The 24,335-nt window shown below is 57.6% G+C and carries 21 protein-coding genes; 13 read left to right on the top strand and 8 right to left on the bottom strand.

The annotated features are described in order from the left end of the window. Positions 1-22: 22 nt before the first annotated feature. The 4 genes from aceF (at position 23) to LCM31_RS13345 (ending at position 3,017) form a co-directional block, all read left to right on the top strand. Positions 23-1,678 (top strand): dihydrolipoyllysine-residue acetyltransferase, encoded by a 1,656-nt coding sequence (aceF, locus tag LCM31_RS13330; RefSeq protein ID WP_224870866.1) that lies wholly within the window; start codon positions 23-25, stop codon positions 1,676-1,678. A 273-nt stretch (positions 1,679-1,951) separates the two neighbouring features. Next, complete coding sequence (locus tag LCM31_RS13335) at positions 1,952-2,221, top strand: hypothetical protein (RefSeq protein WP_077406152.1); 270 nt, start codon at positions 1,952-1,954, stop codon at positions 2,219-2,221. A 59-nt stretch (positions 2,222-2,280) separates the two neighbouring features. Beyond that, positions 2,281-2,538 carry a hypothetical protein gene (locus tag LCM31_RS13340; RefSeq protein WP_224870867.1) on the top strand — a complete coding sequence of 86 codons (258 nt, stop codon included), beginning with the start codon at positions 2,281-2,283 and terminating at the stop codon, positions 2,536-2,538. 74 nt (positions 2,539-2,612) lie between these two features. Then, a complete protein-coding gene (locus tag LCM31_RS13345) occupies positions 2,613-3,017 on the top strand; it encodes a hypothetical protein (protein WP_224870868.1) in 405 nt (134 codons plus the stop codon). A gap of 23 nt (positions 3,018-3,040) precedes the next feature. Here LCM31_RS13345 and LCM31_RS13350 read toward each other — a convergent pair whose 3' ends face one another. From LCM31_RS13350 to LCM31_RS13375, 6 genes are all read right to left on the bottom strand, one after another. Further along, on the bottom strand, positions 3,041-4,372 hold the full coding sequence (locus tag LCM31_RS13350; RefSeq protein ID WP_224870869.1) for a sensor histidine kinase: 1,332 nt from the start codon (positions 4,370-4,372) through the stop codon (positions 3,041-3,043). Then, entirely contained in the window at positions 4,372-5,718 is a 1,347-nt protein-coding gene (locus LCM31_RS13355; protein ID WP_224870870.1) for a sigma-54-dependent transcriptional regulator, read from the bottom strand. The genes LCM31_RS13350 and LCM31_RS13355 overlap by 1 nt, the downstream gene beginning before the upstream one ends. A 74-nt stretch (positions 5,719-5,792) precedes the next feature. Beyond that, the gene (locus tag LCM31_RS13360) at positions 5,793-7,001 is read right to left on the bottom strand and encodes an ABC transporter permease (protein ID WP_224870871.1); all 1,209 of its coding nucleotides are present in this window, start codon (positions 6,999-7,001) and stop codon (positions 5,793-5,795) included. 21 nt (positions 7,002-7,022) lie between these two features. Then, positions 7,023-8,345, bottom strand: a complete 1,323-nt coding sequence (locus LCM31_RS13365) for an ABC transporter permease (RefSeq protein ID WP_224870872.1) — start codon at positions 8,343-8,345, stop codon at positions 7,023-7,025. 26 nt (positions 8,346-8,371) lie between these two features. Further along, positions 8,372-9,073 carry an ABC transporter ATP-binding protein gene (locus LCM31_RS13370; RefSeq protein ID WP_224870873.1) on the bottom strand — a complete coding sequence of 234 codons (702 nt, stop codon included), beginning with the start codon at positions 9,071-9,073 and terminating at the stop codon, positions 8,372-8,374. A gap of 70 nt (positions 9,074-9,143) precedes the next feature. Further along, on the bottom strand, positions 9,144-10,424 hold the full coding sequence (locus tag LCM31_RS13375; RefSeq protein WP_224870875.1) for an efflux RND transporter periplasmic adaptor subunit: 1,281 nt from the start codon (positions 10,422-10,424) through the stop codon (positions 9,144-9,146). A 469-nt stretch (positions 10,425-10,893) separates the two neighbouring features. Here LCM31_RS13375 and LCM31_RS13380 point away from each other — a divergent pair, with 469 nt between their 5' ends. Continuing rightward, complete coding sequence (locus tag LCM31_RS13380) at positions 10,894-12,402, top strand: SulP family inorganic anion transporter (protein WP_404804484.1); 1,509 nt, start codon at positions 10,894-10,896, stop codon at positions 12,400-12,402. Between the two features lie 233 nt (positions 12,403-12,635). Continuing rightward, positions 12,636-13,493: a universal stress protein gene (locus tag LCM31_RS13385; RefSeq protein ID WP_224870877.1), complete on the top strand. Its 858-nt coding sequence runs from the start codon at positions 12,636-12,638 to the stop codon at positions 13,491-13,493. An 88-nt stretch (positions 13,494-13,581) separates the two neighbouring features. Here LCM31_RS13385 and LCM31_RS13390 read toward each other — a convergent pair whose 3' ends face one another. After that, positions 13,582-13,995 (bottom strand): acyl-CoA thioesterase, encoded by a 414-nt coding sequence (locus LCM31_RS13390; protein WP_222232118.1) that lies wholly within the window; start codon positions 13,993-13,995, stop codon positions 13,582-13,584. Between the two features lie 437 nt (positions 13,996-14,432). Here LCM31_RS13390 and fabV point away from each other — a divergent pair, with 437 nt between their 5' ends. Together fabV and LCM31_RS13400 are read left to right on the top strand one after the other, a co-directional pair. Further along, a complete protein-coding gene (gene fabV / locus LCM31_RS13395; RefSeq protein WP_224870879.1) occupies positions 14,433-15,611 on the top strand; it encodes an enoyl-ACP reductase FabV in 1,179 nt (392 codons plus the stop codon). A gap of 90 nt (positions 15,612-15,701) precedes the next feature. Next, positions 15,702-16,745, top strand: a complete 1,044-nt coding sequence (locus LCM31_RS13400) for an NADP(H)-dependent aldo-keto reductase (RefSeq protein WP_224870882.1) — start codon at positions 15,702-15,704, stop codon at positions 16,743-16,745. Positions 16,746-16,837: 92 nt separating this feature from the next. Here LCM31_RS13400 and LCM31_RS13405 read toward each other — a convergent pair whose 3' ends face one another. Continuing rightward, the gene (locus LCM31_RS13405) at positions 16,838-19,474 is read right to left on the bottom strand and encodes a TonB-dependent receptor plug domain-containing protein (protein WP_224870884.1); all 2,637 of its coding nucleotides are present in this window, start codon (positions 19,472-19,474) and stop codon (positions 16,838-16,840) included. Positions 19,475-19,752: 278 nt separating this feature from the next. Between LCM31_RS13405 and LCM31_RS13410 the strand changes: the two genes are divergently transcribed. The 5 genes from LCM31_RS13410 to LCM31_RS13430 all read left to right on the top strand — a co-directional run bounded on the left by LCM31_RS13410 (position 19,753) and on the right by LCM31_RS13430 (position 24,293). Beyond that, positions 19,753-19,986, top strand: coding sequence for a DUF2789 family protein (locus LCM31_RS13410; protein ID WP_222232111.1), 234 nt, complete (start codon positions 19,753-19,755; stop codon positions 19,984-19,986). A 222-nt stretch (positions 19,987-20,208) separates the two neighbouring features. Then, entirely contained in the window at positions 20,209-21,165 is a 957-nt protein-coding gene (lpxL, locus tag LCM31_RS13415; protein ID WP_224870886.1) for an LpxL/LpxP family Kdo(2)-lipid IV(A) lauroyl/palmitoleoyl acyltransferase, read from the top strand. A gap of 137 nt (positions 21,166-21,302) precedes the next feature. After that, positions 21,303-22,178: a 4-hydroxy-tetrahydrodipicolinate synthase gene (gene dapA / locus LCM31_RS13420; RefSeq protein ID WP_222232108.1), complete on the top strand. Its 876-nt coding sequence runs from the start codon at positions 21,303-21,305 to the stop codon at positions 22,176-22,178. 101 nt (positions 22,179-22,279) lie between these two features. After that, positions 22,280-23,443 (top strand): outer membrane protein assembly factor BamC, encoded by a 1,164-nt coding sequence (gene bamC / locus LCM31_RS13425; RefSeq protein ID WP_222232107.1) that lies wholly within the window; start codon positions 22,280-22,282, stop codon positions 23,441-23,443. Positions 23,444-23,459: 16 nt separating this feature from the next. Then, positions 23,460-24,293: an MBL fold metallo-hydrolase gene (locus LCM31_RS13430; protein WP_224870888.1), complete on the top strand. Its 834-nt coding sequence runs from the start codon at positions 23,460-23,462 to the stop codon at positions 24,291-24,293. Positions 24,294-24,335 lie beyond the last annotated feature (42 nt).

Genomic DNA, 24,335 nt, shown 5'->3' on the forward strand with positions numbered 1-24,335 from the left:
GCTGAATTAAGGAAGGCAAGACATGGCAAAACAAGTCATTAAAGTGCCTGATCTCGGCGGCGCCGATCAGGTAGACGTAATTGAAATTGCCGTTGCGGTGGGTGACACCGTAGCGGAAGAGGATGCGCTGATTGTTGTGGAGGGCGACAAGGCCTCCATGGACGTTCCCGCGCCAGTTGCCGGCAAGATCCTGAGCATCTCCGTAAAGGAAGGTGACAAGGTCTCCGAAGGTGACGTGATCGGTGAAATGGAAACCGAAGCCGGTGGCGAGGTTGCAGAAGAGGTAGCGCAAGAAGCCGCACCAGCACCGGCAGAGGCGCCCGCACCTGCGCCAGTCGTAGAGGCAGCACCGGCACCAGCTCCAGCTGGTGAAGAGACGGAAGAGGAACTCAAGGTCCCCGACCTCGGCGGTGCCGATGCGGTGGACGTGATTGAAATTTCCGTTGCCGCGGGTGATTCGGTAGAAGAGGGCGATGCCCTGATCGTGGTAGAAGGCGACAAGGCGTCCATGGACGTGCCATCTTCCGCTTCCGGCACCATTGTTTCCCTCTCCGTTAAGGAAGGCGACAAGGTTTCTACCGGTGACGTGATTGGCTTGATCAAGACTGTTTCTGGTGGTGCGGCTCCGGCTCCAGTTTCTGGGGCCGCAGCACCGGCGCCGGCAGCAGCACCCGCTCCTGCGCCACAGGCACCAGCCGCAGCGCATGAACCATCAGCGCCTCCCAAGCGCGACCCGCATGTTGAGCGCGATCACACCCCTTCGGCGGAAGTTTACGCTGGTCCCGCTGTGCGCAAGCTGGCCCGTGAACTGGGTGTGACCCTGAACAAGGTGAAGCCTACTGGCCCGCGTAACCGTGTGACCAAAGATGATCTGCACGCTTACATCAAGGAGCAGGTGAAGAAAGCGGAAAGTGGTGCTGCCGGTGGTGTTGGTGGCGGTATTGGCATAGCACCGATGCCGGAAATCGACTTCAGCCAGTTTGGCCCGGTTACCACTGAGCCGATGAGTAAGATCCACAAGATCACTGCCGCGAATATGTCGCGCAACTGGTTGAACGTTCCACACGTTACCCAGTTTGACGATGCAGACATCACCGAGCTGGAAGATTTCCGCAAGGCGATGAAAGCGGAAGCAGAGAAGCGTGGCGTGAAACTCACTCCGGTGCCTTTCCTGCTGAAAGCCGCAGCGGCTGCTCTGCGCGAAGTGCCTAGCTTCAACGTATCCCTGCATAACGATGGCGAGCACATTGTTAAGAAGGACTACGTACATATCGGCATGGCGGTGGATACACCGAAAGGCCTGATGGTTCCGGTTATTCGCGATGTGGATAAAAAGGGCCTGTACGATCTGGCGGAAGAAGCCACCGCACTGGCGATCGCCGCCCGTGATGGCAAGCTGAAGCCGCGCGATATGCAAGGCGCCTGCTTCACCATCTCCAGCCTGGGTGCTATCGGTGGTAGCGGTTTTACCCCGATCGTGAATGCGCCGGAAGTTGGTATCCTGGGTGTTTCCAAGTTGTCCGTGCGTCCCGAGTGGAATGGCAAGGAGTTTGTGCCGCGCAAGATGCTGCCGCTGGCGCTGTCTTACGACCACCGCGCAGTCAACGGTGGCGACGCCGGTCGCTTCCTGACGTACCTCGCCGGTGTATTGGCGGACGTACGCCGACTGCTGCTGTAATTTCGATTACAGACTTGCGAAATGAAAGCCGGTGGGTAACTCCACCGGCTTTTTTTTGTGCGAAATTTCGTGTTTTTTAGATGGGGCGCGCGCCAGTCCCCGCTGGGTGGCGGCGGGGCTATCCTGAGGTTGAAATTCGCGCATTTAATTGCGGTTAAAAAGTATACAGAGGCGTCGAACCCCACCCGCCGGCTAGACTAAAAGTATTGGAAGCGGAAACCTCGGTTTCCCGGCAAACAGTTCTGATAATTTCAGTTGTGAGGTAGTAGCGCCATGAGTCGCAAAGGGATTGCAGGAGTGGTGTTAGGCGCCACCGTGTGCATACAGGGTTGTATCTTCCTTCCCTACGAGGACGACATCAGTCACGATCCATTTTTCTTTAGCCCTGAAAGTAAGAGCCAGCGTGCAAATTTTGTCGAGGTAGGAAATTACCTACCGAATTCCGCAGCTCCGCAGGCGGCCAATCAACAGTGCGCGACCGACTCGGGCGATAGTCGGGTGGGCTCGGCCTGCTGGTTTTTCCCGGTGATGCGCGTGTACTGATGTATTAATCCGTTTGCGCTGTCACCCATCGCCGCCACCCATTTTTGTAAGGAGACCCCATGTACAAGCGAACGACCTTATTTTCTTTGTTGGCGGCAGTAACGCTGGTATCGGCCTGCGGGACGAGCAGCGTACGTGATCAGGTGGTCTACCCTAACAGTGCGCCGATTCCGCGGGAGCCCGTAGCTGAGCAGCAGACCAACTACGACGGTTGCCCGGGTGATGCGGAAGAGCTGGCGCCGGGTTCGATTTGTCCGGCAACGGCTCAGTGCTATGAAATTTCTGGCGGCCGTCGCTGTATTGTCTACGAAAAGTAAGCGGGATTCTGCGGGCGCCGCTGCGAGGACTTAGGGTCATCTAGCAAGACCTAAAAATCACAGAGGATGTGATCATGAAGCTGCGCCTGTTTTGCCTGCTATTTACCTTGTTGAGCGCTGGTTGCGCCACTACCGGGGACGGAGTGGAAAACGCAGCCAGTCTGGATGGGTTCTGGTGTGACCTTAGCGGTACGCCCGGGGCCTTCTACCAGCGCCCGCTACCCGCCAACTTGATGCCCGCCTTTCCACGCAACTGTTTTGAGGGACACGCCGAGACGCACACCGCAGACGCCTGCCTGGTGAATGATTCGATCTGTTATCAACTGGACACCGGTGCCTGGTGTAATGCCGGGCAGGCGCAGCTGTGTCCTGCTGGCACATCGCCTCTGGAACTGGAAGCACCCTGTCCGGAAGGCGGCCGCTGCTGGTTATACAGCGAGGGTCTGCGCTGCTATTCGATGGAAGCACAAGCGGGCTAACCGAACGGTCAATAAGTTTTGACTCAGCTTGTCTCTGCCCAGGGGAGCCAGATGGTTACCCTGAGGCCGCCCTTGGCCCGGTTGTGTAGTTGCACCTGCCCGCCATGGGCGTCGGTGATCTCCCGACACAGCGCCAACCCCAGCCCGACACCGCCGGGCTTGGTCGAATAGAATGGCAGCAGCGCCTGCTGCAGAACCTGGTCGCTCATCCCGGTGCCGCGGTCCGCTACCGTCAGTAGCTGTCCGTGACTGTCCGTCTGAATCCGCACCGAAATCTCTTCCTGTGCGCTGCCGGACTCGGCGGCATTTTTCAGCAGGTTCAGCAGCGCCTGCTCGAGTTGTGTTGGGTCGAAGTAGCCCGGCCGGCTGGGCAGCGTATCCCTGAGGGTGAATGGCTGGAGTGGCTGTAAGCGGGAAACCAGTGTATCCCACGACACCTCTTCACATACCGGGGGCGGCAGCTTGGCGAAGCGCGCATACCCCTGGGTAAACTCGGTGAGATGCTTGCAGCGCTCGGCGATGACATCGAATACCCCGGCGAGCTGTTGCGAATCGAGCTTCTCGGAGAGTAATTTTCCGCTGTGCGCCATCGAGGATATGGGCGCGAGCGAGTTGTTCAGCTCGTGGCTGATTACGCGAATGACTTTTTTCCATACCTGAACTTCCGCGCGGGTCAGCTCGCGCGTCATTTCACGCAGTAGGACCAGCCGGTGCTTTTGTGCATTCAACACAAAGGTACTGTTGCTGATATGCATGGTATGGGTGGCTTCGCCCTCGAGATAGCTAATCAGCCCATCCTGTTCATGCTCAATCGCCTGTGCCAGTTCTCTGGGGCTGTGCGGCAAGATTTGGGAAAGTAGATGCCCCTGCAGCGGGCGCCCCTGGTGCAGCAGGTGGCGGGCGCTGGTGTTGGCATAGATGACATGCTGGCTCTGGTCGATCAGCAGCAGGGCCAGTGGCGAACTCTGAATCACCGTATCCAGCAGCAGTTCACGCTGGTGGATGTGTGCGCGTTCCTGTCGCAAGATCTCGCCCACTTCATTGTACAGCGCGGCAAGCGCACCAAACTGATCATGGCTGTCCAGTGCCAGTGAGATAGAAAAATCACCGTCGCGAAAATTCAGCAGCCCGCCTTCAAGGCTTTGCAGCGCTTGATTGATTCTTCGCGTGATCGGGCGCATTAACAGGAATGCGGTGGTGAGCCCCAGTAGCAGCCCGCCGCTCCATGCCAGAACCGGTGGCGCGCCGAGCTGAGTGAGTCCAAAAGGAAAGCCCGTGGCGACAGCCACCGAAAGCAGCATGGTGGCGAAGAGTTTCCCTTCGATAGAAGTCTTGGGCGTGGAAGGAGTTTGCATCAGTAAGGAATACCATACTTATCCAAACGCCGATACAGTGCCTGACGACTAAGGCCAAGCTCGCGCGCGGCCTGGGCGATGACGCCGTTGCAATTGGCCAGTGTCTGCTCCAGTAGTTCCCGGCTGGGTTCAAAGCTGTGTTCGGATGCCTTGAGCGGGCCATCTTCCGGAAGTGCAAGGGTAGTCTCTTCCACAACTTCCCCCTGGGTTAGTACCGCCGCCCGCTGCATTACGTTCTGTAGCTCGCGCACATTCCCGGGCCAGCGGTAACGCATCAGGCTTTGTTGCGCCTGCGCGCTCAGTTGCTTGCCCGTTTTCGCCAGGAAGCCGCGAGCCAGTGGCAGGATATCTTCCGGGCGATCACATAGCGCAGGCAGCTTCAGTTCAATGACGTTCAGGCGGTAAAACAAATCCTGGCGAAAGCTGCCCTCGGCAATCATTTCCTGCAGGTTACTGTTGGTGGCGCTAACCACACGTACCTGTACCTTGCGGGTCTGGCTGCTGCCGAGCCGCTGAAATTCACCGGTCTGTAATACGCGCAGCAGTTTTACCTGCCCGCTGGCGGAGAGTTCGCCGATCTCATCCAGAAACAGTGTGCCACCGTCGGCCGCTTCAAATCGCCCCTGGCGGACCTTGTTGCCCGCACCGGTATAGGCACCGGCTTCCGCGCCAAACAGTTCCGCTTCCATCAGTTCTTCAGGCAGTGCGCCCACGTTGACCTTGATGTAAGGGCCGTCTTTTACGCTGGAGTTTGCCTGCACAATATCGGCAATTTTTTCCTTGCCCGCACCGTTGGGCCCGGTAATCAGTACCGGTACATCGGAATGGGCCACTTGCGTTGCCATCTCCAGCAGGGTCTGCACGTTCTGGCTGCGGTAAACGATATCCTGTAAATCAAATTGTTGCTGGAGTCGCTCCCGTGCCTGCTGGGCGCGGCTCTGGGATTGCCGCTGTTGCTGCTGCAGGTCGTGTAATTCGAGCAGGTTTTTGATGGTGGCGATGAGCTTGTTGTCATCCCAGGGTTTACCCACATAGTCGGCTGCGCCGGCCTTTACCAGCTCCACCGCCATTTCCAGCTGGGTCCACGCGGTGAGCAGGATAACCGGGATATCGGGCTGAATTTCACGCAGGGCAAAAAATAGAGCACGGCCTTCTTCGCCGGAGGTGGTATCGGCGGTGAAGTTCATGTCCTGGACAACCAGGCTGATATCCGGGTTTTCCCGCAATAGTTGCAGGCCCGCTTGTGGGGTAATCGCAGAGAGTGTCTGGATATCGTGGAGGGACAACAGCAGCGACAAGGCAGAGATAATGCTGGTGTTGTCGTCAATAATCAGGACCTTGTCCAAGTCCAACTCTCCCTGAGTGATTTGTGTTGAAAATTTGGGAGCCTGCAAGCAGGCTCCCACAGGTAAGTCAAAACCTAGACGCTACGCGTCGCCATCGCCGGCGAAACATTCGCAGCGCGCATGGCTGGCATCAGAGCGGCAGTAATACTCACGAGCAGCAATACTATCGCACACACTGCAAGCAGCGGTAATGTGAGTGTCGGTTGTGAAAACTCGCTTACCATTAGCCGATTGATGATCAGTGCCCCCGCGGTGCCAAGTACCAGGCCGGTGCCGGCAATCAGGGAGTTCTCTATCAGAAAGTAGCGACTGATATTGGCACGTGTGGCGCCGAGCGCACGGCGGATACCAATCTGTTTGGTGCGTTGATTAATCCAGAATATGGTCAGGCCGATGATCCCAAGTGCGACGATAAAGGTGAGCAGGGCCATTACCAGGGACAGCACTTTAATCATGACGTTGTCGCCGATGTAGGTGCGTTCCAAATTTTTACTCAAAGTTTCCACCTGAACCACCCGCTGCGGGTCGCGGTTGTTGAGCAGTTCTTCCACCTCTTTAAACACGGCGTCCCGCTGACCCGGCTCGGTGCGGATCAGGTAGCGTTTGTGATTGTCGGTGACCAGCAAAGGGTAGAAAACGACATTGCCCGCACGGGACCAGCCGGGCCAGGCGCCAAGGTGCTGCTCGACAACGCCGATGATTTCCACTGGTTTGTCAGTGTTGCCCGCATAAAAAAACCTGCCGACGGCGGATTCGCCGGGAAAAAGCTTTTCGGCAAACTGTTTGCTGATTACAGCCACTTCACTGTGATGGCGGTCGTTGGGGCCGACAACATGTTCATCTGCAGGGGTAAAGTTGCGCCCTTCGATCAGATTGAGGCCGAGAGTGTCAATAAAATGTGAGTCCACCTGATAATAGTTGGCGTTCTCGCCGCCGATTTCCTGGTTGGGCTCATTGAAGTAGGTGCCGGCGGAGCCGGATCCGGATAGTGGGATCTGGTTGGTTACCGAGGCATCCAAAACACCGGGTGTGTTGCGCAGCAAGTCGAGGTCGGCGATGACCGCACCTGCCATGTCGTAGTCTGTGGGGATAGGCATGTAAGTAGCGGCGATAATATTTCCCACATCCATACCGGTGGGGCGCGCCACTTTTTCCATACGATCTTTTACGATCACAGTGGCATTACTTACAATTGCCAGGGTGAGTGCCAGCTGCAGTGCAATCAGCAGTGCGGACACCTTGTTGCGCCAGAGGGCGGACAACATGGGTTTCAATTCAAACATGTTCTTTTCCTTGTCTCCGGGTTACTGGGTCTTCAGGTAAACAGACGGGTTGGTTCGGCTGATACGCCAAGCCGGATACAGACCCGCAAGAATGCTTGCCAGAATGGCAAGTCCGACGGCGGCCAGCATCATTTCCCAGTTCATGGCGGCGATCTGGTCTGCTTGTCCCATAGCCAGTACACGAATACCGGTAAGGCCAGCCAGTGCGAGGATGATGCCGAACAAACCACCGAGTACGCCAATACAACTGCTTTCAATCAGGTGTTGGGTGAAAATTGCGTTGCGGCTGGCACCCAGGGCGCGGCGCACACCGGCTTCCGGTGCTTTGCGCAAAAATTTCGCCAGTAACAGGGCAACGGCATTGATCACGCACACAAGCAGGAAGGCCAGCGATGCCCAGCCCAATACGCGGTTATCGTTTTCCAATACTTCATTGAGCACCAGCCATTCGGATGGGGGTGACAATGCGAACTTCAGTGGACGTTCGAAGCGCCCCTGTTCTTTTTGCTGATGAATATGTCCGGTAAGGAACTGTTCGTAGGCTTCCCTTTGCTCGGCGTTGTCCAGTTCAACCCAATATTGAATCCAGACGTGCTCTCCGAGAAGGAAACGCTCGTAGCCTTCGGCGCCTTCCGCTGTTCTGCTCGTCCAGCCATTGGTGTTGCCCCAACTGTAGATCTCGAACTTGCGGTGCAATCCAAAGGGGATATAAAGCTCTTCGGAGTCCGCGAAGGGGTTGTTGTTCAGGTCATAAATTTTGGGAGATGGATTCCAGTGTTTCAGCACCCCGATCACGGTAAAGGGTTCGCCGTTCAGCTTTACAATTTTGCCGACACTGTTTTCACCGCCGAATAGTTTATCGTTGGTTTCTTTGCTGAGAACCACGGATTGCACTGCAGCGGTATCTGCCTCTTTGTTCCAGGTGCCCCCGTATTCAAATGGTACGTCGAACAGGGAAAAGAAGTCCCGGGTGGTGACGCGGGTATTGGCGGTAAACGGACGTAACTCAGATTCGTCAATATTCACGGTGAATCCGAAGCGATGCATGGCTACCTGGCGGGTAGGAATATCCGAGCGCAGCAGGGCAATCGCATCGGGGTAGGTGAGCTGCCAGGGAATTTCATTGGCGGTGTCCGCTGCTTGGTTCGGATCCCAGCTATCTAACTGCACGGCGTAGAGCACGCTGTCTTTATGCTCCAGCGCGTTCTGCGACATCATATAGTTCAGGGTCAGTACGGTCATGGATGCACCCACGCCAACGGCGATGGCGGCGATCATAAGCGCGCTCAAAATAGGTGTGCCCCGCAGGCTGCGCATGGCGAGGCTGATGTAATAGCCGATCATTTCGGTTTCCTTTTCTCGGATTCAGCTTAGGCGATGGCGGCTTCTGGCTGCGCGATGGTCTGGCGCAGGTCGGACACCTGGCCGTCGACGATCTGGATATTGCGTTGGGCGCGGCGGGCCAGCTCCGGATCATGGGTCACCATGACGATGGTGGTACCCCATTCGTTAATGAATTCCAGCAGCTCCATTACCTGGCGTGCCATCAGGGAGTCCAGGTTACCGGTCGGTTCATCCGCAAGCAGGAAACGCGGTTCACCGGCGAGGGCGCGGGCGATGGCGACACGCTGTTGCTGTCCACCGGAGAGCTGTGCGGGTAGGTGTTTGGCGCGGGCTGAAAGACCGACTTGTTCCAGGGATTTTTCAATGCGGCGACGACGCTCTTTTGCATTGAAGCCACGGTAGCGCAGTGGCACGTCGATATTGTCGAACAGGTTCAGGTCGGGAATCAGGTTGAAGCCCTGAAAAATGAAGCCGATTTTCTCATTGCGCAGACGTGAGCGCTCGCTGTCGGAGAGGTTGCCCACTTCCTGACCGTCCAGCAGGTACTGGCCGCCGGTGGGTGTTTCCAGCAGGCCGGCGATATTCAGGAAGGTGGTTTTGCCTGAACCACTGGGGCCGGTAACGGACACGAATTCTCCTTCGTTTACCTCGAGGCTGAAGTCACGCAGGGCGTGAGTTTCGATGGTGTCGGTGCGATAACTTTTACGAATGTTTTGCATTTTTAGCATGGTAAATTTCCTTGTCTTCGAAATTGCGTAATCGTTGAATCTGTTTGGGATTTGTTGTTTTACTTCGGTATTAATCTTTCAGGGCAACCAGCTGCGCCTTGTCCAGTTCGTCTGCGGCGGAGGTGATGATCTGGTCGCCAATCTCCAGTCCGGAAACAATCTCAACCTGATTGAGCCCCCAGGCACCGATGGTGATCGGCACCTTTACTGCCTGCTGCTGGTCATTCAGTTTCCAGGCGAAGCGGCCGCCGGTTTGATCGAGGAAGCCGCCGCGCTTAACCAGCAAAACGTTTTCGCGGCTTTCCAGCAGTACACGCGCGGTAAGGCGCAGGTTCTGGCGCAAATTCGCGGGCTGTCCATCGGTGAAGCGCACGCGGGCGATGACCTGGTTGTTAATGACTTCAGGGGCGATGGCAGTAATCTCACCGGACAGTTTTTCGAAGCCCATGGTGACCTCCACGGCCATGGCCAGGCCCAGATCATCGGCGTAGTTTTCCGGCACCGCGGCCTCCAGCTCAAAGCTGGTCAGGTCTACTACGGTAAGCAGCGGCGCGTTGGCGGCGACCGCCGCGCGCTGGGTGGTGGCGAGGCTGCCGATGGTGCCGTCTACCGGGGACACAATGCGCAGCTCATTGACCTTGCGCTGCAGTTCTTCCATCTGCAGTTTTTGCTGGTCGACCTGCAGTTGCAGGGTCTGGGTTTCAAAGGTGAGTGCCTCGTTTTCCAGCGACGCATTTTGTACCGCCTGCGCGTGTTCCAGTTCGGCACGCGCTAGATCGTCGCTGGCCTTTTCGAAATCCAACTGGGGAATAATCTGCTTTTCCAGGGAGATCTTTGCGCGCTTCAGTTCACGGCGCGCCGCGGCGAGGTCCACCTTGGCGAGATCTGCCTTCTGGGTGTTCTCAAGGCGCTGGCGTTTCGCCTGAATTTTCTGCCGCGCCAGTTCCACGCTGAGCTTGTTGTACAGCGCGCCTTCCTGGGCGAGCTGGTTTTGCAGCTGTGGGCTGTCTACCTCTGCAAGCAGTTGCCCGGCGCTGACAGTGTCGCCGGCCTTGACCGCGAATTTGACGATGCCCTGGGCCGGGCTGAACAGGGTAGGGCTATTGGCCGCAACCACTTTGCCCTGAACCACCAGGTCGCGGACCAGGTCCCCGCGTTCTACCGCGGCGATATTGATCTGGGACAGGGACAGGCGGGCATCCACCGCGTTGGTGCTCTGCCAGCTCATCAGTCCCCACACCACGAACGCTGCTGCCCCAATACCAAGGGCTGCGCGCTTGAGCAGGCGCGGGTTCTTCCACGGGCTTTGTGGTGCGAGTTGGATGTCCTGCCCGGAGGTATCTCTGATCATGTTGTTCCCAAGTGCTTTGAATCGATTTGTATTCTTCTGCCACTGTGACGCGGGGTTTTTGTGCCCCGGATGCAAAGTGGATTTTTCGGATGCAACGGCCTTATCGCAATTGCCGTGCCAACGTCATGTTTGTTGCTAACTTATTGATAAATAAAGAAAAATAATTTTTTAATGATTGGGGGCTGTTTGCTGGGGTGTCCGCAAAATGTGTCCGGACAGCCTGTGTCCGTAGCAGCGGACAGGTGTGGAAGGAGGCGACATCGACCCTGGCGGTGGATAGATTCCCGGCCGGAGCCGCAAAATCATTTGAGTGTTCTTTAGCCAGCAACCCCAAGATGCTAGAATCCGCGCCCCTATTTTCTGGCTAAGGCGTTTCTGGCTAGGGTTGCTGACGAAGGCCCCTGGTGAAAGTTCCTGACAAAAGAAAGTAGGGCTCCGAACAAGACTCCCCAGACAGGCTCCTCTGATTATGCAGTTCTCCAATACCCTGTTGTCGTCCACCAGAAACGACTGGTTTGGCAACATCCGCCGTGACGTGCTCGCCGGCCTCGTGGTCGCGCTGGCCCTCATCCCGGAAGCCATTGCCTTTTCCATCATTGCCGGTGTCGACCCGCGTGTTGGTCTCTACGCGTCCTTCTGTATTGCCGTGGTCATCGCGTTTGTGGGCGGCCGCCCGGGCATGATTTCTGCCGCCACCGGCGCCATGGCGCTGCTGATGGTGACGCTGGTGAAAGAGCACGGGCTGCAGTACCTGCTTGCGGCTACTTTATTGACGGGGGTGCTGCAGATCATTGCCGGCTATCTCAAGCTCGGCAGCCTGATGAGCTTTGTGTCGAGGGCGGTGGTCACGGGGTTTGTGAACGCCCTGGCCATCCTGATCTTTATGGCGCAGTTGCCGGAGCTCACCGATGTGACCTGGCATGTGTATGCCATGACCGCGGCGGGCCTCGGCATTATCTACCTGTTCCCCTATGTGCCGGTGGTGGGCAAGATCCTGCCGTCGCCGCTGGTGTGTATCCTGGTGCTGACCGCAGTGGCGGTGACGCTGGGTATGGACATTCGCACCGTCGGCGATATGGGTGAGCTGCCGGATACCCTGCCAATCTTCCTGTGGCCGGACGTACCGCTGAATTTCGAAACCCTGAAGATCATCTTCCCATACTCCGCCGGCCTGGCAGTGGTTGGTCTGCTGGAATCCCTGATGACCGCGACCATCGTGGATGACCTGACGGACACCAACAGTGACAAGAACCGCGAGTGTAAGGGCCAGGGTATCGCCAATATCGGTGCCGGTATGCTGGGCGGTATGGCGGGCTGTGCGATGATCGGCCAGTCTGTGATCAACGTGAAATCCGGGGGCCGCGGCCGTCTGTCTACCCTGGTGGCCGGTGTTGGCCTGCTGACCCTGGTGGTGTTCCTGAGCGATTGGGTGGCGGTGATCCCGATGGCGGCGCTGGTGGCGGTGATGATCATGGTGTCCATCGGCACATTCGACTGGGGCTCCATTCGCAACCTGAACAAATTGCCGCTGTCTACCAATCTGGTGATGCTGTCCACGGTGATTGTGGTAGTGTTTACCCATAACCTGGCGTTCGGCGTGTTTGTGGGTGTTCTGCTGGCATCGCTGTTCTTCGCCAACAAGGTGAGCCACTTTATGTATGTGAGCTCGGAGCTGGATGAAGAGACGAATTGCCGTACCTATAAGGTGGTGGGGCAGGTGTTCTTCAATTCCGCAGACAAGTTTGTAGCGGCGTTTGATTTTAAAGAGGCGCTGGACAAGGTCGTGATTGATCTGAGCCGTGCGCACTTCTGGGATGTGTCGGCGGTGTACTCTCTGGATAAGTCGGTGGTGAAGTTCCGCCGCGAGGGTGCCGAGGTGGAGCTGATTGGCCTGAACGAGGCGAGCTCCACCATCGTTGACCGTTTTGGTGTGCACGACAAGCCGGAAGAGATTGAGAAGGTGCTGGGCGGACACTAAGGCCTGCGAGCTTCGTTCGGGAGCTCTGTATTACCTCCGTGGCGCCGAAACACTGAATGGAAGTTTTTGAAAGCGCACAAGTACATCCCTGTATGCTCCGTCGGCGACGTCCCTGTTGCCGACGGTTTCAAAAACTTCCATTCAGCATTTCGGCTTCATACACGGCGAATCACTTTGTAAGCCGGCACCTACACGAACACGTATAGTGGTAAGTGATAGAGGGAAAATAATAAATGACCGAACACAAAGACCCCATCGTACTCTCCTGCATTGATGGCTCCCGCTACAGTGGCGCCGTCTGTGATTACTCCGCCTGGATTTCCAGCCGCGCCAAGGCGCCGGTCAAACTTCTGCACAATATCCAACGGGTAACCACCCCGGCGGTTGCCGACCTGTCCGGCAGTATTGGCCTGGGCAGTCAGGAAGAACTGCTGGAAGAGCTGACTTCTCTGGAACAGCAGCGCTCTAAGCTGTTGCTGGAGCAGGGCCGGCAGATGCTGGAAGGTGCGCGCCGCCGTGCTGAGCAGGCGGGTGCAGAGCGGGTGATTACCTGTCAGCGTCACGGGTCTTTGGTTGAATCCCTGGTGGAGATGGAAGACCACATCCGGGTGCTGGTGCTGGGCATTCGCGGTGAGGAGCACGGCGAGTCGGACAAAGGCCTAGGGGCGCAGCTGGAGACGGTGGTACGTGCGATGCACAAGCCGATCCTTGTGGTGAACCGCGAATTTTCCGAGCCCCGTTCAATCATGCTGGCGTATGACGGCAGTGAGTCGGCGCGCAAGGCGCTGGATATGGTCGCTACCAGTCCGGTGTTTAAGGGCGTCGACTGTCACCTGGTGTATGTTGGTGATGGTGCCGAGTCGGTGTTGGCGCAGGGTGCCGAGACATTGGGGCACGCCGGTATTCGCGTGACCAGCGCAAACTTGCAGGGCAAGACGGTTGACGCGCTGATTGCGTATCAACAGGAATACGATATCGACCTGACGGTAATGGGCGCGTTCAGCCACAGCAAGCTGCGCGATCTGTTACTGGGTAGTGTGACTGCGAAAATGTTGCTGGGGACTAATCAGCCCTTACTGCTACTTCGGTAAAGTAACTGCGGCGCAAGTGCGCCCTGTCGCAGAAAACAAAAAGCCTGTGGGGCATCCCCACAGGCTTTTTTTATTTTTTCAGGAAGAATTAGCCGGCGAGTCTTGTAGTCACAGGGGCAGTACTTGCCGGGCTAGGCATGCTCAGGCGAGCTTTTTTGTGCGGGGTCGGTTTGCCGTCCGCATCCAGGGCCACAAACACGATTCGGTCGACGCGCACGATCAGCTCGCGAGTCTGTTTGTTTCGCATCTCACAGTGTACGGTCAGGGAGGTGCGGCCAACGTCGGTCACCTCGAAGCCGAATTCCACAATATCTCCGCAGACCGCCGAGCTGACGAAGTCGATTTCCGACATCAGCTTGGTCACGATATTGGCGGTGCCCATCTGGCACCCGGCGAAAATCGCCGCTTCCTCATCTATCCACGCCAGTGCCTGGCCGCCAAACAGACGTTGTGCAGGGTTCAGGTCGCCGGGTTTTACGAAATGACGTGAGTAGTACTTCATGTGCTGTTACCTCTTTGGTTACCACTTGGCCGGGGCGGGAAGCGTGCCGCGCTCCATTGCGGCCCCACCCAACGACTCCACACAGCATCTGCATTAACTGTGCCAAGAGTTCTGGCTACTCAAAGATGGCTCGAAATGGGCTGGGGGTTTACGGTTTGCGAAATTATCTGGGGGAAAGGGGGGATACTCGGGCGTCCAAACTGGTCATTTGTGTTCAAAAATTGTGCAGGTCGCACTCGAGTGGGGCGAGCGACGCGAGTCAATATTGGCTAAATTGGCCGCGATACCCGAAATATTGGCCATGAAATTCCCGATCCGTGACCTCGCACTATGGGCGTTGCCGGCGACACGCTTTAGAATGTCCCGCTTTATGGCCGACCGGTCGGCTAGCTACGCAAGAACAGACGTTCGAAGAATTACCCAACGGAGAGCCCGGCATGATTATCCAGCCGAAAGTTCGCGGATTCATCTGTACCAACGCCCACCCGCAAGGCTGTGCCGCCAACGTGCGCGAGCAGATCGAATACATCAAATCCCAGCCCGCTATCGAAGACGGCCCGAAAAACGTCCTCGTGGTTGGCGCATCCACCGGTTACGGTCTCGCTTCGCGCATTACCGCAGCCTTCGGTTGTGGCGCAAACACCCTGGGGGTGTTCTTTGAAAAGCCCCCCACCGAGAAGCGCACCGCGTCTGCCGGTTACTACAACTCTGCCGCGTTCGAGCAGGAAGCGCACAAAGCCGGCCTGTACGCCAAGAGCATTAATGGCGATGCCTTCTCCGATGAGATAAAGGCGCAGGCGATCGACATGATCAAGCAGGACCTGGGCAAAATCGACCTGGTTATCTACAGTCTCGCGTCTCCGCGCCGCACGGATCCGAAAACCGGCGAACTGTACAGCTCGGTACTGAAGCCGATTGGCGAGTCCTATACCGCCAAGAACCTCAACACCGACAAGTTGGAAATCTCCGATATCAGTGTTGACCCGGCGAACGAAGAAGAAATTGCCGCGACCGTTAAGGTGATGGGCGGTGAAGACTGGGAACTGTGGATGCAGGCCCTGGGTGAAGCCGGTGTTCTGGCGGACGATTGTAAGACCGTTGCCTACACCTATATCGGTGAGAAACTCACCTGGCCGATCTACGGTCACGCCACCATCGGCAAGGCGAAGGAAGATCTCGACCGCGCCGCCAAGGCCATCAGTGACAGCGGCAGCGCCAGTGCGAATGTTGCCGTACTGAAGGCGCTGGTTACTCAGTCCAGTTCCGCAATTCCTGTTATGCCGCTGTATATCTCCCTGGTATACAAGGTGATGAAAGAAGAGGGCACCCACGAAGGTTGTATCGAGCAGTTGTACCGCCTCTACACCGAGGGCCTGTACACGGATACGCCGCGTCTCGATGACGTGAATCGTTTCCGCATGGATGACAAGGAGCTGCGTGCGGAAACCCAGGCGAAAATCGAGAAACTGTGGCCCGAAGTGACCGAGGAAAACCTGTTCCAGCTGACCGATTACAAAGGCTACAGCGACGATTTCCTCAAGCTGTTCGGGTTTGGGGTAAACGGCGTTGATTACGCAGCCGAGACCAGCCCGGTGGTGGAAGCGGACTTCAAGTAAGCGCGCTCAACCGTACAGAATAAACGCCGGGCAATTGCCCGGCGTTTTCGTTTTATACTCGCGTACTTTTGACTGCGCAGGAGAAGTTGCATGGAAACTCGCAAGCTCGGAAAAACCGACCTCGAGGTGAGCAAGATCTGTCTCGGAACCATGACGTTTGGTGAGCAGAACTCCCAGGACGATGCATTTGCACAGCTGGATTACGCGACAGAGCACGGCGTGAACTTTATCGACTGTGCGGAAATGTACCCGGTACCACCCCGCCCGGAAACCTGCGGCCGCACCGAAGAATTTATCGGTAACTGGCTGCAGCAGCGCGGCAAGCGTGAGCAAGTGGTGCTGGCAACCAAAGTGACCGGACGCGGGGCGGCGAACTCGGGTGTTGGTCATGTCCGTGGCGGCCCACGTCTGGACCGCGCCCAAATTCTCAAGGCGTGTGATGATTCGCTGGCGCGGCTGAAGACGGATTACATCGATCTGTATCAGGTGCACTGGCCAGAGCGGCAGGCCAACTTCTTCGGCAAGCTGGGTTATCAGCACGGCGATGATGACGGCGTGGAGATTTCGGAGACCCTGTCCGCTCTGCAGGAACTGGTTGCCGCGGGTAAGGTGCGCCACATCGGCCTGTCCAATGAAACGCCCTGGGGCATGCACCGGTATCTGCGCCTGGCCGCCCACGGTAACAAACCCCGGGTGGCCTCGATCCAGAACCCGTACAGTTTGTTGAACCGCACGTTTGAGGTGGGCCTGGCGGAAATGGCCATCCGCGAGCAGTGTGGGTTACTCGCCTATTCGCCCCTCGGCTTCGGCACCTTGAGCGGCAAATACCTGGATGGCGCCCAACCCGAAGGCGCGCGCCTTACCTTGTTCGAACGCTTCCAGCGCTATACCGGCGAGCGCGCCGTCGCAGCCACCGAGGCCTATGTGGCACTGGCGCGGGAATTTGGGCTGGACCCGGCGCAAATGGCTCTGGCGTTTGTTACCCAGCAGCCGTTTGTCACCAGCAATATCATCGGCGCGACTACGCTCGCGCAGCTGCAAAGCAATATTGCCAGTGCGGAGCTGGTATTGGACGACGAGTTGCTGACGGCAATTAATGAAATTCACAACGGGAACCCGAATCCTGCGCCATAGAATCGAATCTTTTGGTGCGGGTGATAAAAAGAGGGCTGCCATTTCTGGCAGCCCTCTTTGGGTTTGGCTTACCTGCAAGCAGGGATTAGCGGTTAGAACTGGTAGGTTGAGGAGAGGTAGGCAAAACGTCCCTGACCACTGTGGATTGTTGGGGTAAAGCCCATAAAGTCGGAGTAGTCGAACGGTGGCTCCTCATCGAACAGGTTGGTGACACCAAGGGTCACAGTAATCTTTTCAAAACCGAAGTAATTTACCGTGGTGTCTACAGTGGTCATGGAGTCGATGTCGCTCATGCCTGGCTGCTGCACGGACGCGTCTTGAGCAAAGCTGTCGATATAGTTCACCGCAAGCCGTGCGCCCAGGTCGCCGCGGCTCCAGTCAACTGCTCCGGTCCAGCGCCATTCTGGCTGTTCATAATCCCCTTCCGTAAGGTTGACGCGCAGGCCTCCGTCCACGTCGGGGCGCAGGTCCTCGTACTCCAGCACGTAATTCATTACGTAGGACAAGGTGAAACTGCCGAGGTTACTGTCCAGGTTGTAACGCAGGTCCAGGTCCAGGCCGGAGGTGTTGAGGTCGCCAAGGTTCTGGAAGGAGTCGTTGATGGTCACCACCTCACCCGGGTCGTTAGGATCCGATGATGGGAGTCGAACAACGACATTCGGATCGTCGCCAAAGTTGCTGAATACAAACTGGGTATCCGAATCGATGATATTTTCGATTTCGTAGTGGTAGTAATCCAGCGAGGCCGTAAAACTGTCGCTCAGGTTGACGATGACACCGAGATTGTAGCTCTCGGATTCTTCTGGCCCCAAGTCTGGGTTGCCTTCGAAAACAGCTGTGTATTCCTGAGGTTCACAGGCCTTGTTGACATTGCCCACCGCATCGCAGCGTATGGTGTCTACGAGGTTTGGCGATTCATCCGTGCGGCCCAAACCCAGTTGAGAAAGCGACGGCGCGCGGAAGGCCGTGCCCCAGGAACCGCGCAGGCTAAGGCTGTCCAGGGGGGACCACAGGAAGGATACCTTGGGGTCCGTGGTGGTACCGAAATCGCTGTAGTCTTCGTGGCGCACCGCGAGCTGCATTTCAAAGTTGTCGCCAAGTGGCGCCGCCAGTTCTGCAAACAGCGCAGTGTTGTCCCGGCTGCCGTTTGCCTGGGTAGCCTCGGTGCCAAAAATATCGCCACGCACGAACTGGTCATCCGGGTTGTCGCTGATGCTGTCTCTGCGGTGCTCAACCCCCAGTGCAAGCATCATGTCGCCACTGGGCATGGCCAGCACGGGTCCAGAGATTTGTGCATCGTAAGAGCGGGTGGTGGACTTGCCCACACGAGTGGTAGTGGTCTCGATGTAGGCCAGTGCCTCGGCGGTATTGCTGGAGGGTTCAAAGGGGTTCCAAAGCCCGCTGTCGATGGCCTCCTGGATACGACGGGAGTTGGGGAAACCGTCCACGCCGCGCTCAACCGCGTCGCTCTTGATGTAGCTGTAGGCGGCTTCCCAGCTCCAGCTGCCCAGCTCGCCTTCGAGGCCCAGCACGCTGCGGAAGTAATCCGAGTCCACCTCTTTCTGGCGATTGCCGATATCCACGGTACGCCGGCGCATGGTCAAGTCCTGGCCGAAGAAGGGGTGCGTGGGGTTCCCGGCGAATGGGTGGTTGGGATTGTCGCCGGCCATAAACAGTTCGTTGAAACTGGGGCTGCCGGCGCCTTTTACTGTGGTTTTGGCGTTCTGCCCGCTCAGCTCCACAAAGGCTTCCAGGTTGTCCGACAGGGTGTATGTGCCGAGATAGTTGTAACTGAGTCGTTCGGTGGAGGGCACCATGGTCATGTGTGGCGCGTAGTCATAGCGGCACAGGTTGTTGGCGGTGTCTATGTCCTCGGCTGCGCAAACGTCGTTGCCGAAGGTATCCGGCAGGCGATTGGTGGGGTCTGATGCGAGGGCAATGGTTCCCGGAATGCCCGAGGAACTGCGGAAATCCGTGGCAAAGGGGTCGTTCGGGCGCGCCGCGGCCTGGTTGGCCGTTCTGGAATAGCGGCGATCCGCATAGAGCAGCTCTTCGCGATTAAAGTAATCAACGATAAAGGTATGGCTGCTGTTGTCGGTGGTATTGCCCCATACCATGCTGATATTGCTTTCCTCGCCGCCACCGGCGCTGGTACCGCCAATCTTGCCGGAGATTTCGAGGCCGTCGAAATCGTCGCGTAGAATGACGTTGATGACGCCGGCGATGGCATCGGAACCGTAAGTGGCGGAGGCGCCGTCTTTAAGAATGTCCACCCGCTTGATTGCGGCGAGGGGAATATTGTTGATATCCACGAAGGCGGTATCGATGTTTTTGGCGAAGGGGCTCACGGATACACGGCGGCCATTCACCAGGATCAGAGTCGAGTCCGCCCCCAGTCCGCGCAGGGAAACCGAGGAGCCCCCATTGGCGGTGTCGTCGCTGCTATTGGCCTGAGTGGAGAAGGTGCCCTGGCCTGAAATGGGCAGCCGGGCAAACAGGCCGATCAGGTCGGTGACTCCGGTATTGGCGATATCTTCCGCAGTCAGGCTGGCCACGGGAGAGGGGCCGTCCATTGCTGCACGCTTGATGTGCGAGCCGGTCACTTCTACCAGCTCCATTTCCCCCTCTTGGGCGTCACTCTGTGCGCTTTGCGCGAAAACCTGGACTGAGGCCAGTGTTGCAGCAATACCGAATGCGATAGGCGTTTTTTTCAAAAATCCCTTTGCCATTGCAATTTTCCTCGTAATTTTTTCGTTCTATCGATGGGTTTATTTTTCTGGATACCGCGTTGGCCACTGTAACAACTAGCGGGCCGGGCCGAATCTGGTGATGATGGAAGTGTGATGGCTATCTCTCTACTGGCGCATAATTCGAAATATCTTGGCGTGAATTTCCATTTTTTTAGTTTTTGGTGCCGTTCCTGCAGAGTTGCCGATGAGGATAGATTGGGTGCCGTGTGCCCGCGCCTATACTCAGGGCAGGCCACATAAATCAGCAGGAGAACACCATGGATATGAGAGGGCACCACACTCTGAGCGACCTCTTTGCCCAACTGGGGCTGGGGTCCGACAATGACGCGATTGAGGACTTCCTCAATAGTCACCAACTAGCGGGAGAAGAAAAGCTCACCCTGGCCACCTTCTGGAGTGATAGCCAGCGCAAGTTCTTGAGTGACGCGCTGAATGAGGACAGCGACTGGTGCGAGGTGGTCGACGAGCTCGACGCTATGTTGCGTCATTGAGCGGTCTGGTACTTTACCTTCCCTAATCTCTCTAATGGCTCCGCTCGGGGTGCTTAGCGTGTTTGGGACGGGTTTGGTTTTCACGAACTCCATTTTGTGACCCAACAGAAGGGTTTGTTCAACGGGTATATCCGCTGGCGGGGTGCGGAGCTATAATGCGCCGCATTCCTCCTGCCGCTGCGGTGGCCGGGACTCCATTCCCTGATCGCAATTACCCGTTTTATGGAAAAACCCCATTTTCGCGCCGCCCTGCTGCACCCGCGTTACTGGTTCACCTGGACCCTCTTTGGAATCTGGTATCTGGTGGCCCAGCTGCCCTATCGCTGGCAAATCGCCATGGGCCGCGCCCTTGGCGGGCTGATGCTGCGCTTTGCCGATGACCGCCGACAGATTGCCGAGCGCAATCTGGCCCTGTGTTTTCCCGAGCTATCCCCTGCCGAGCGCGAGCAGCTGCTGCGGCGCAACTTTGCCTCGAATGGTATTGCGCTGATGGAGGCGGGCATGGCCTGGTTCCGCTCCCCGCGCTGGCTGCGTCGCCGCTTCACGATCGAGGGCCTGGAGCACCTGCAGGAGCCGCAGAGCCAGGGGCAGGGCATCGTGCTGATGGCCATGCATTTCACCACGTTGGAGATGGGTGCGGCCTTTATGAGCATGAGCCATTCGGTGGATGGCATGTATCGGCCACACAAGAACCCGGTATACGACTATATGCAGCGTAAAGGCCGCGAGCGTCACAGCGAAGAGTCCAATGTGCTGCAGCGCAAGGATGTGCGCGGCATGTTGCGCGCGCTGCAACGTGGTCGCGCGGTCTGGTACGCGCCGGACCAGGACTACGGCATCAAGCAGGGCGTGTTTGCGCCGCTGTTCGGCGTCCCGGCGGCAACGGTAACCGGTACTTCTCGATTTGCGCGGGTTGGCCGCGCCAAGGTCGTGCCCTATACGGTGACGCGCCTGGAGGATAAAGGTATCTATCAGGTCAAGGTCTTCCCGGCGATTGACGAGATACCCTCCGGTGATGAGTACCAGGACGCGGTGCTGGTGAATGAGTTCGTCGAGGCCCGCATGCGCGAAAACCCCTCGCAGTACATGTGGGTGCACCGTCGCTTCAAAACCCGTCCCGAGGGTGAGGAAAGTTTCTACCCGCCGCGTAAAAAGCGGCGCAAAAAGCGCAAAAAATAACCAGTTTTGGTGGTGTCGGCTTCTGTTCCAGTGGATGACTTTTTTGCGCTGGCATCCAACCTGCCCGCTAAGTAACATACCGCATTCTATTTTTGGTGGTATTAACCGGCTCGCGGCCGGTTAGAGAAGGAGTTGCAATGATTTCCGGCAGTATGGTGGCGCTCGCCACACCCATGTATGCAGATGGCAGCCTGGATTGGGACAAACTGCACGACTTGGTGGAGTGGCACATAGAGCAGGGCACCCGTGCTCTGGTGGCCGTAGGAACCACAGGCGAGTCTGCAACTCTCGATGTACACGAGCATCTGGAAGTCATTCGCCGGGTCGTGGATCAGGTTGCCGGGCGCATTCCGGTGATCGCGGGTACTGGCGCCAACTCCACCACCGAAGCCATCGAGCTGACCGCCACCGCGGCAAAATGTGGTGCCGATGCCTGCCTGCTGGTGACCCCTTACTACAACAAGCCGACTCAGGAAGGCCTGTACCTGCACTTCAAGGCAGTGGCGAAGGCCGTCAACATTCCTCAGATTCTCTACAATGTGCCCGGGCGTACCGCCGTGGATATGCTGCCGGAAACCGTTGCACGCCTGAGCTCGGTAGCCAATATCGTGGGTATCAAAGAAGCGACTGGCGACCTGGAGCGGGCTCGCGCGGTAATTGATCTGGTACCGGAAGACTTTGCTGTCTACTCTGGTGACGATGCCACCGCAGCGGAACTGATTTTGATGGGTGGTCACGGCAACATCAGTGTTACCGCCAACGTTGCTCCTGCCGCAGTCGCGCAAATGTGTGAGGCTGCCCTGGCTGGAGACGCCGAAACCGCCCGCGCAATCAATCAACGTATCGAACAATTGCACAAAACACTGTTTGTGGAGTCCAACCCCATACCGGTTAAATGGGCACTGAAAGAAATGGGCCGTATCGATAGCGGAATCCGTCTGCCTTTGACCGAGCTGTCCGCCGAACATCACGGTGTAGTGCGCGATGCGCTGCGCAGTGCGGGTGTGCTCTGACAGCGACAAGACGGTTGGCTGAGACCCGAGACATCGGATTTACGCAAGGCCAGCGTAACTGGATAAAACGCGATCGCGACTGATTCGACAAGGTACGAATAATGACAAAATTGACCACCGGAGCGCTGCTGTGCGCTGTGGTTTCTACTCTCAGTGGCTGTGGTATTTTCGGCAATGATGGGTATTTCCGCGACCGCGGAGACGACTACCAAATGGCCAACAGCCTGCCACCCCTGCGCATGCCCGCCGGCATTACCGAGAAGCCCCAGGAAGAGCTTTACGAAGTGCCGACCATTGCCGGTGATGTGGAGCGCGGAGAATTCGTTGTTCCACGTCCCCAGGCTCTGAACGTCAACGTGGGCCTGGATCGGGTGAAAATTCAAAAGCTGGGCAGCCGTCGCTGGGTGCTGGTGAATCAGCCGCCGGATGAAGTCTGGCCGCAATTGCATTACTTCCTGCGTACCACCGGCCTGCAGCTGGCGATGTCCGACGCGGGTTCTGGCACCATGGAAACCACCTGGCTGACCTTTGGCGAAAGCCCGGAAACCAAAGACAAGTACCGTTTGCAGGTCGAGTCCGGAGTGCAACCGGACACCACGGAAATTCATGTGCGTCACCTGTCCGCGCCGATGTCTGCCCCGGCCAGTGAGGCGGTTACCTGGCCGGCCCAGTCCAGCAGCGCGGAGCGTGAAGGCTGGATGATCGACGAGATGTCCACCGCGCTGGCCACAGATGCCGCCGGCACCTCCGCCTCCCTCGTGGCGCAGGCCGTTGGTGGTGGCAAGGTCAAGGTTCAGGTGATGGAGCCTGCCGGTCAGGAGCCGTTTGTGGCGCTTGATCTGGCAATGAATCGTGCGCGTGCCACCGTTGCCCACGCGCTGAATACCGGCGCCTATCGCCTGCATAAAGAAGATGCGGATCAGGGCGTTTACTACGTCACCTTCGACCCGGACCGCGAGCTTTCCGAGGAAGATGAAGGATGGTTCTCCAGCTGGCGTTCCGGCAGAGGGGAAGACAAGATTGCGCAGGCTGCCGATGGCTACAGCCTGGAGCAGGTATTGGCGAATGTTGATCCGAGCGCGCAATTGTTTGCCGGCATCCCCGGCGTTGGCGGTGCTCCGGCGTCAGATATCCCCGGATACCTGGTGGTGATGCGTCAGGTAGGTGAATCCGTGCAGGTGCGCGTGCGCTCTACCCGTGGCAAACCGCTTTCCCGCGCCAGAGCCTCCGAGCTGCTGATGGCGATCCGCCAGAACCTGATCTGACGGAAACTGTAACGACATGGCGATCCGATTTGCCTCCCTGGGTAGTGGTAGTAAGGGCAATGGCACTCTGGTCGCCTGTGGTGATCACTGCCTGTTGGTGGACTGCGGTTTCACCATCAAGGAAACCGAGCGGCGCATGGCGCGGCTCGGTGTCTCTCCCGCGGACCTCTCCGCAATTCTTGTAACACACGAACACAGCGACCATATGGGCGGCGTCGGCCCACTTGCGCGCAAGTACCGCCTGCCGGTGTACCTGACGCCGGGCACCCTGCGTGCGCGGGATATCGGTACCTTGCCGCAGGTTCACCTGATCGAAGGGCACCAGCCATTCGTGATCGGGGATATTCAGGTCACCCCGGTGGCCGTCCCCCACGATGCCCGCGAAGCCGCGCAGTTTGTGTTTCGCAGCCGTGGCAGCAGTCTCGGCCTGCTTACCGATCTGGGTACCATCACCCCCCATGTTGAGTCCCATTTTGGCGACTGTGATGCGCTGGTACTGGAAGCCAATCACGATCCACAAATGCTGGCGCAGGGCCCATATCCGCCCTCGTTGAAGCGTCGCGTGGGCGGTGCCTACGGCCACCTGAGCAATCAACAGGCGGCAGGTTTTCTGCAGCGGGTCGGCAGCGACCACCTGCAGCACCTAGTTGTGGCGCATATCAGCGAAAAGAACAACAGCCTCGAACTCGCGCGTGCGGCCCTGTCTGATGCTGCTGCCAGCGCGGCTAACTGCATTTTTGCCTGCCAGCAGGAGGGGTTCGACTGGCTTCAGATCAGCTCGACCGATATTGCATCGCCACCGCGAGATGGCGTGCAAATAGCAAACGCCCCTGCGGAGACGATAGACTAAGGCTCCCTGTCAAGATTCTGCGCATTCCCCGTCGCGCTTGTC

Source organism: Microbulbifer agarilyticus (genome assembly GCF_020171345.1).
Taxonomy (GTDB): Bacteria; Pseudomonadota; Gammaproteobacteria; order Pseudomonadales; family Cellvibrionaceae; genus Microbulbifer; species Microbulbifer agarilyticus_D.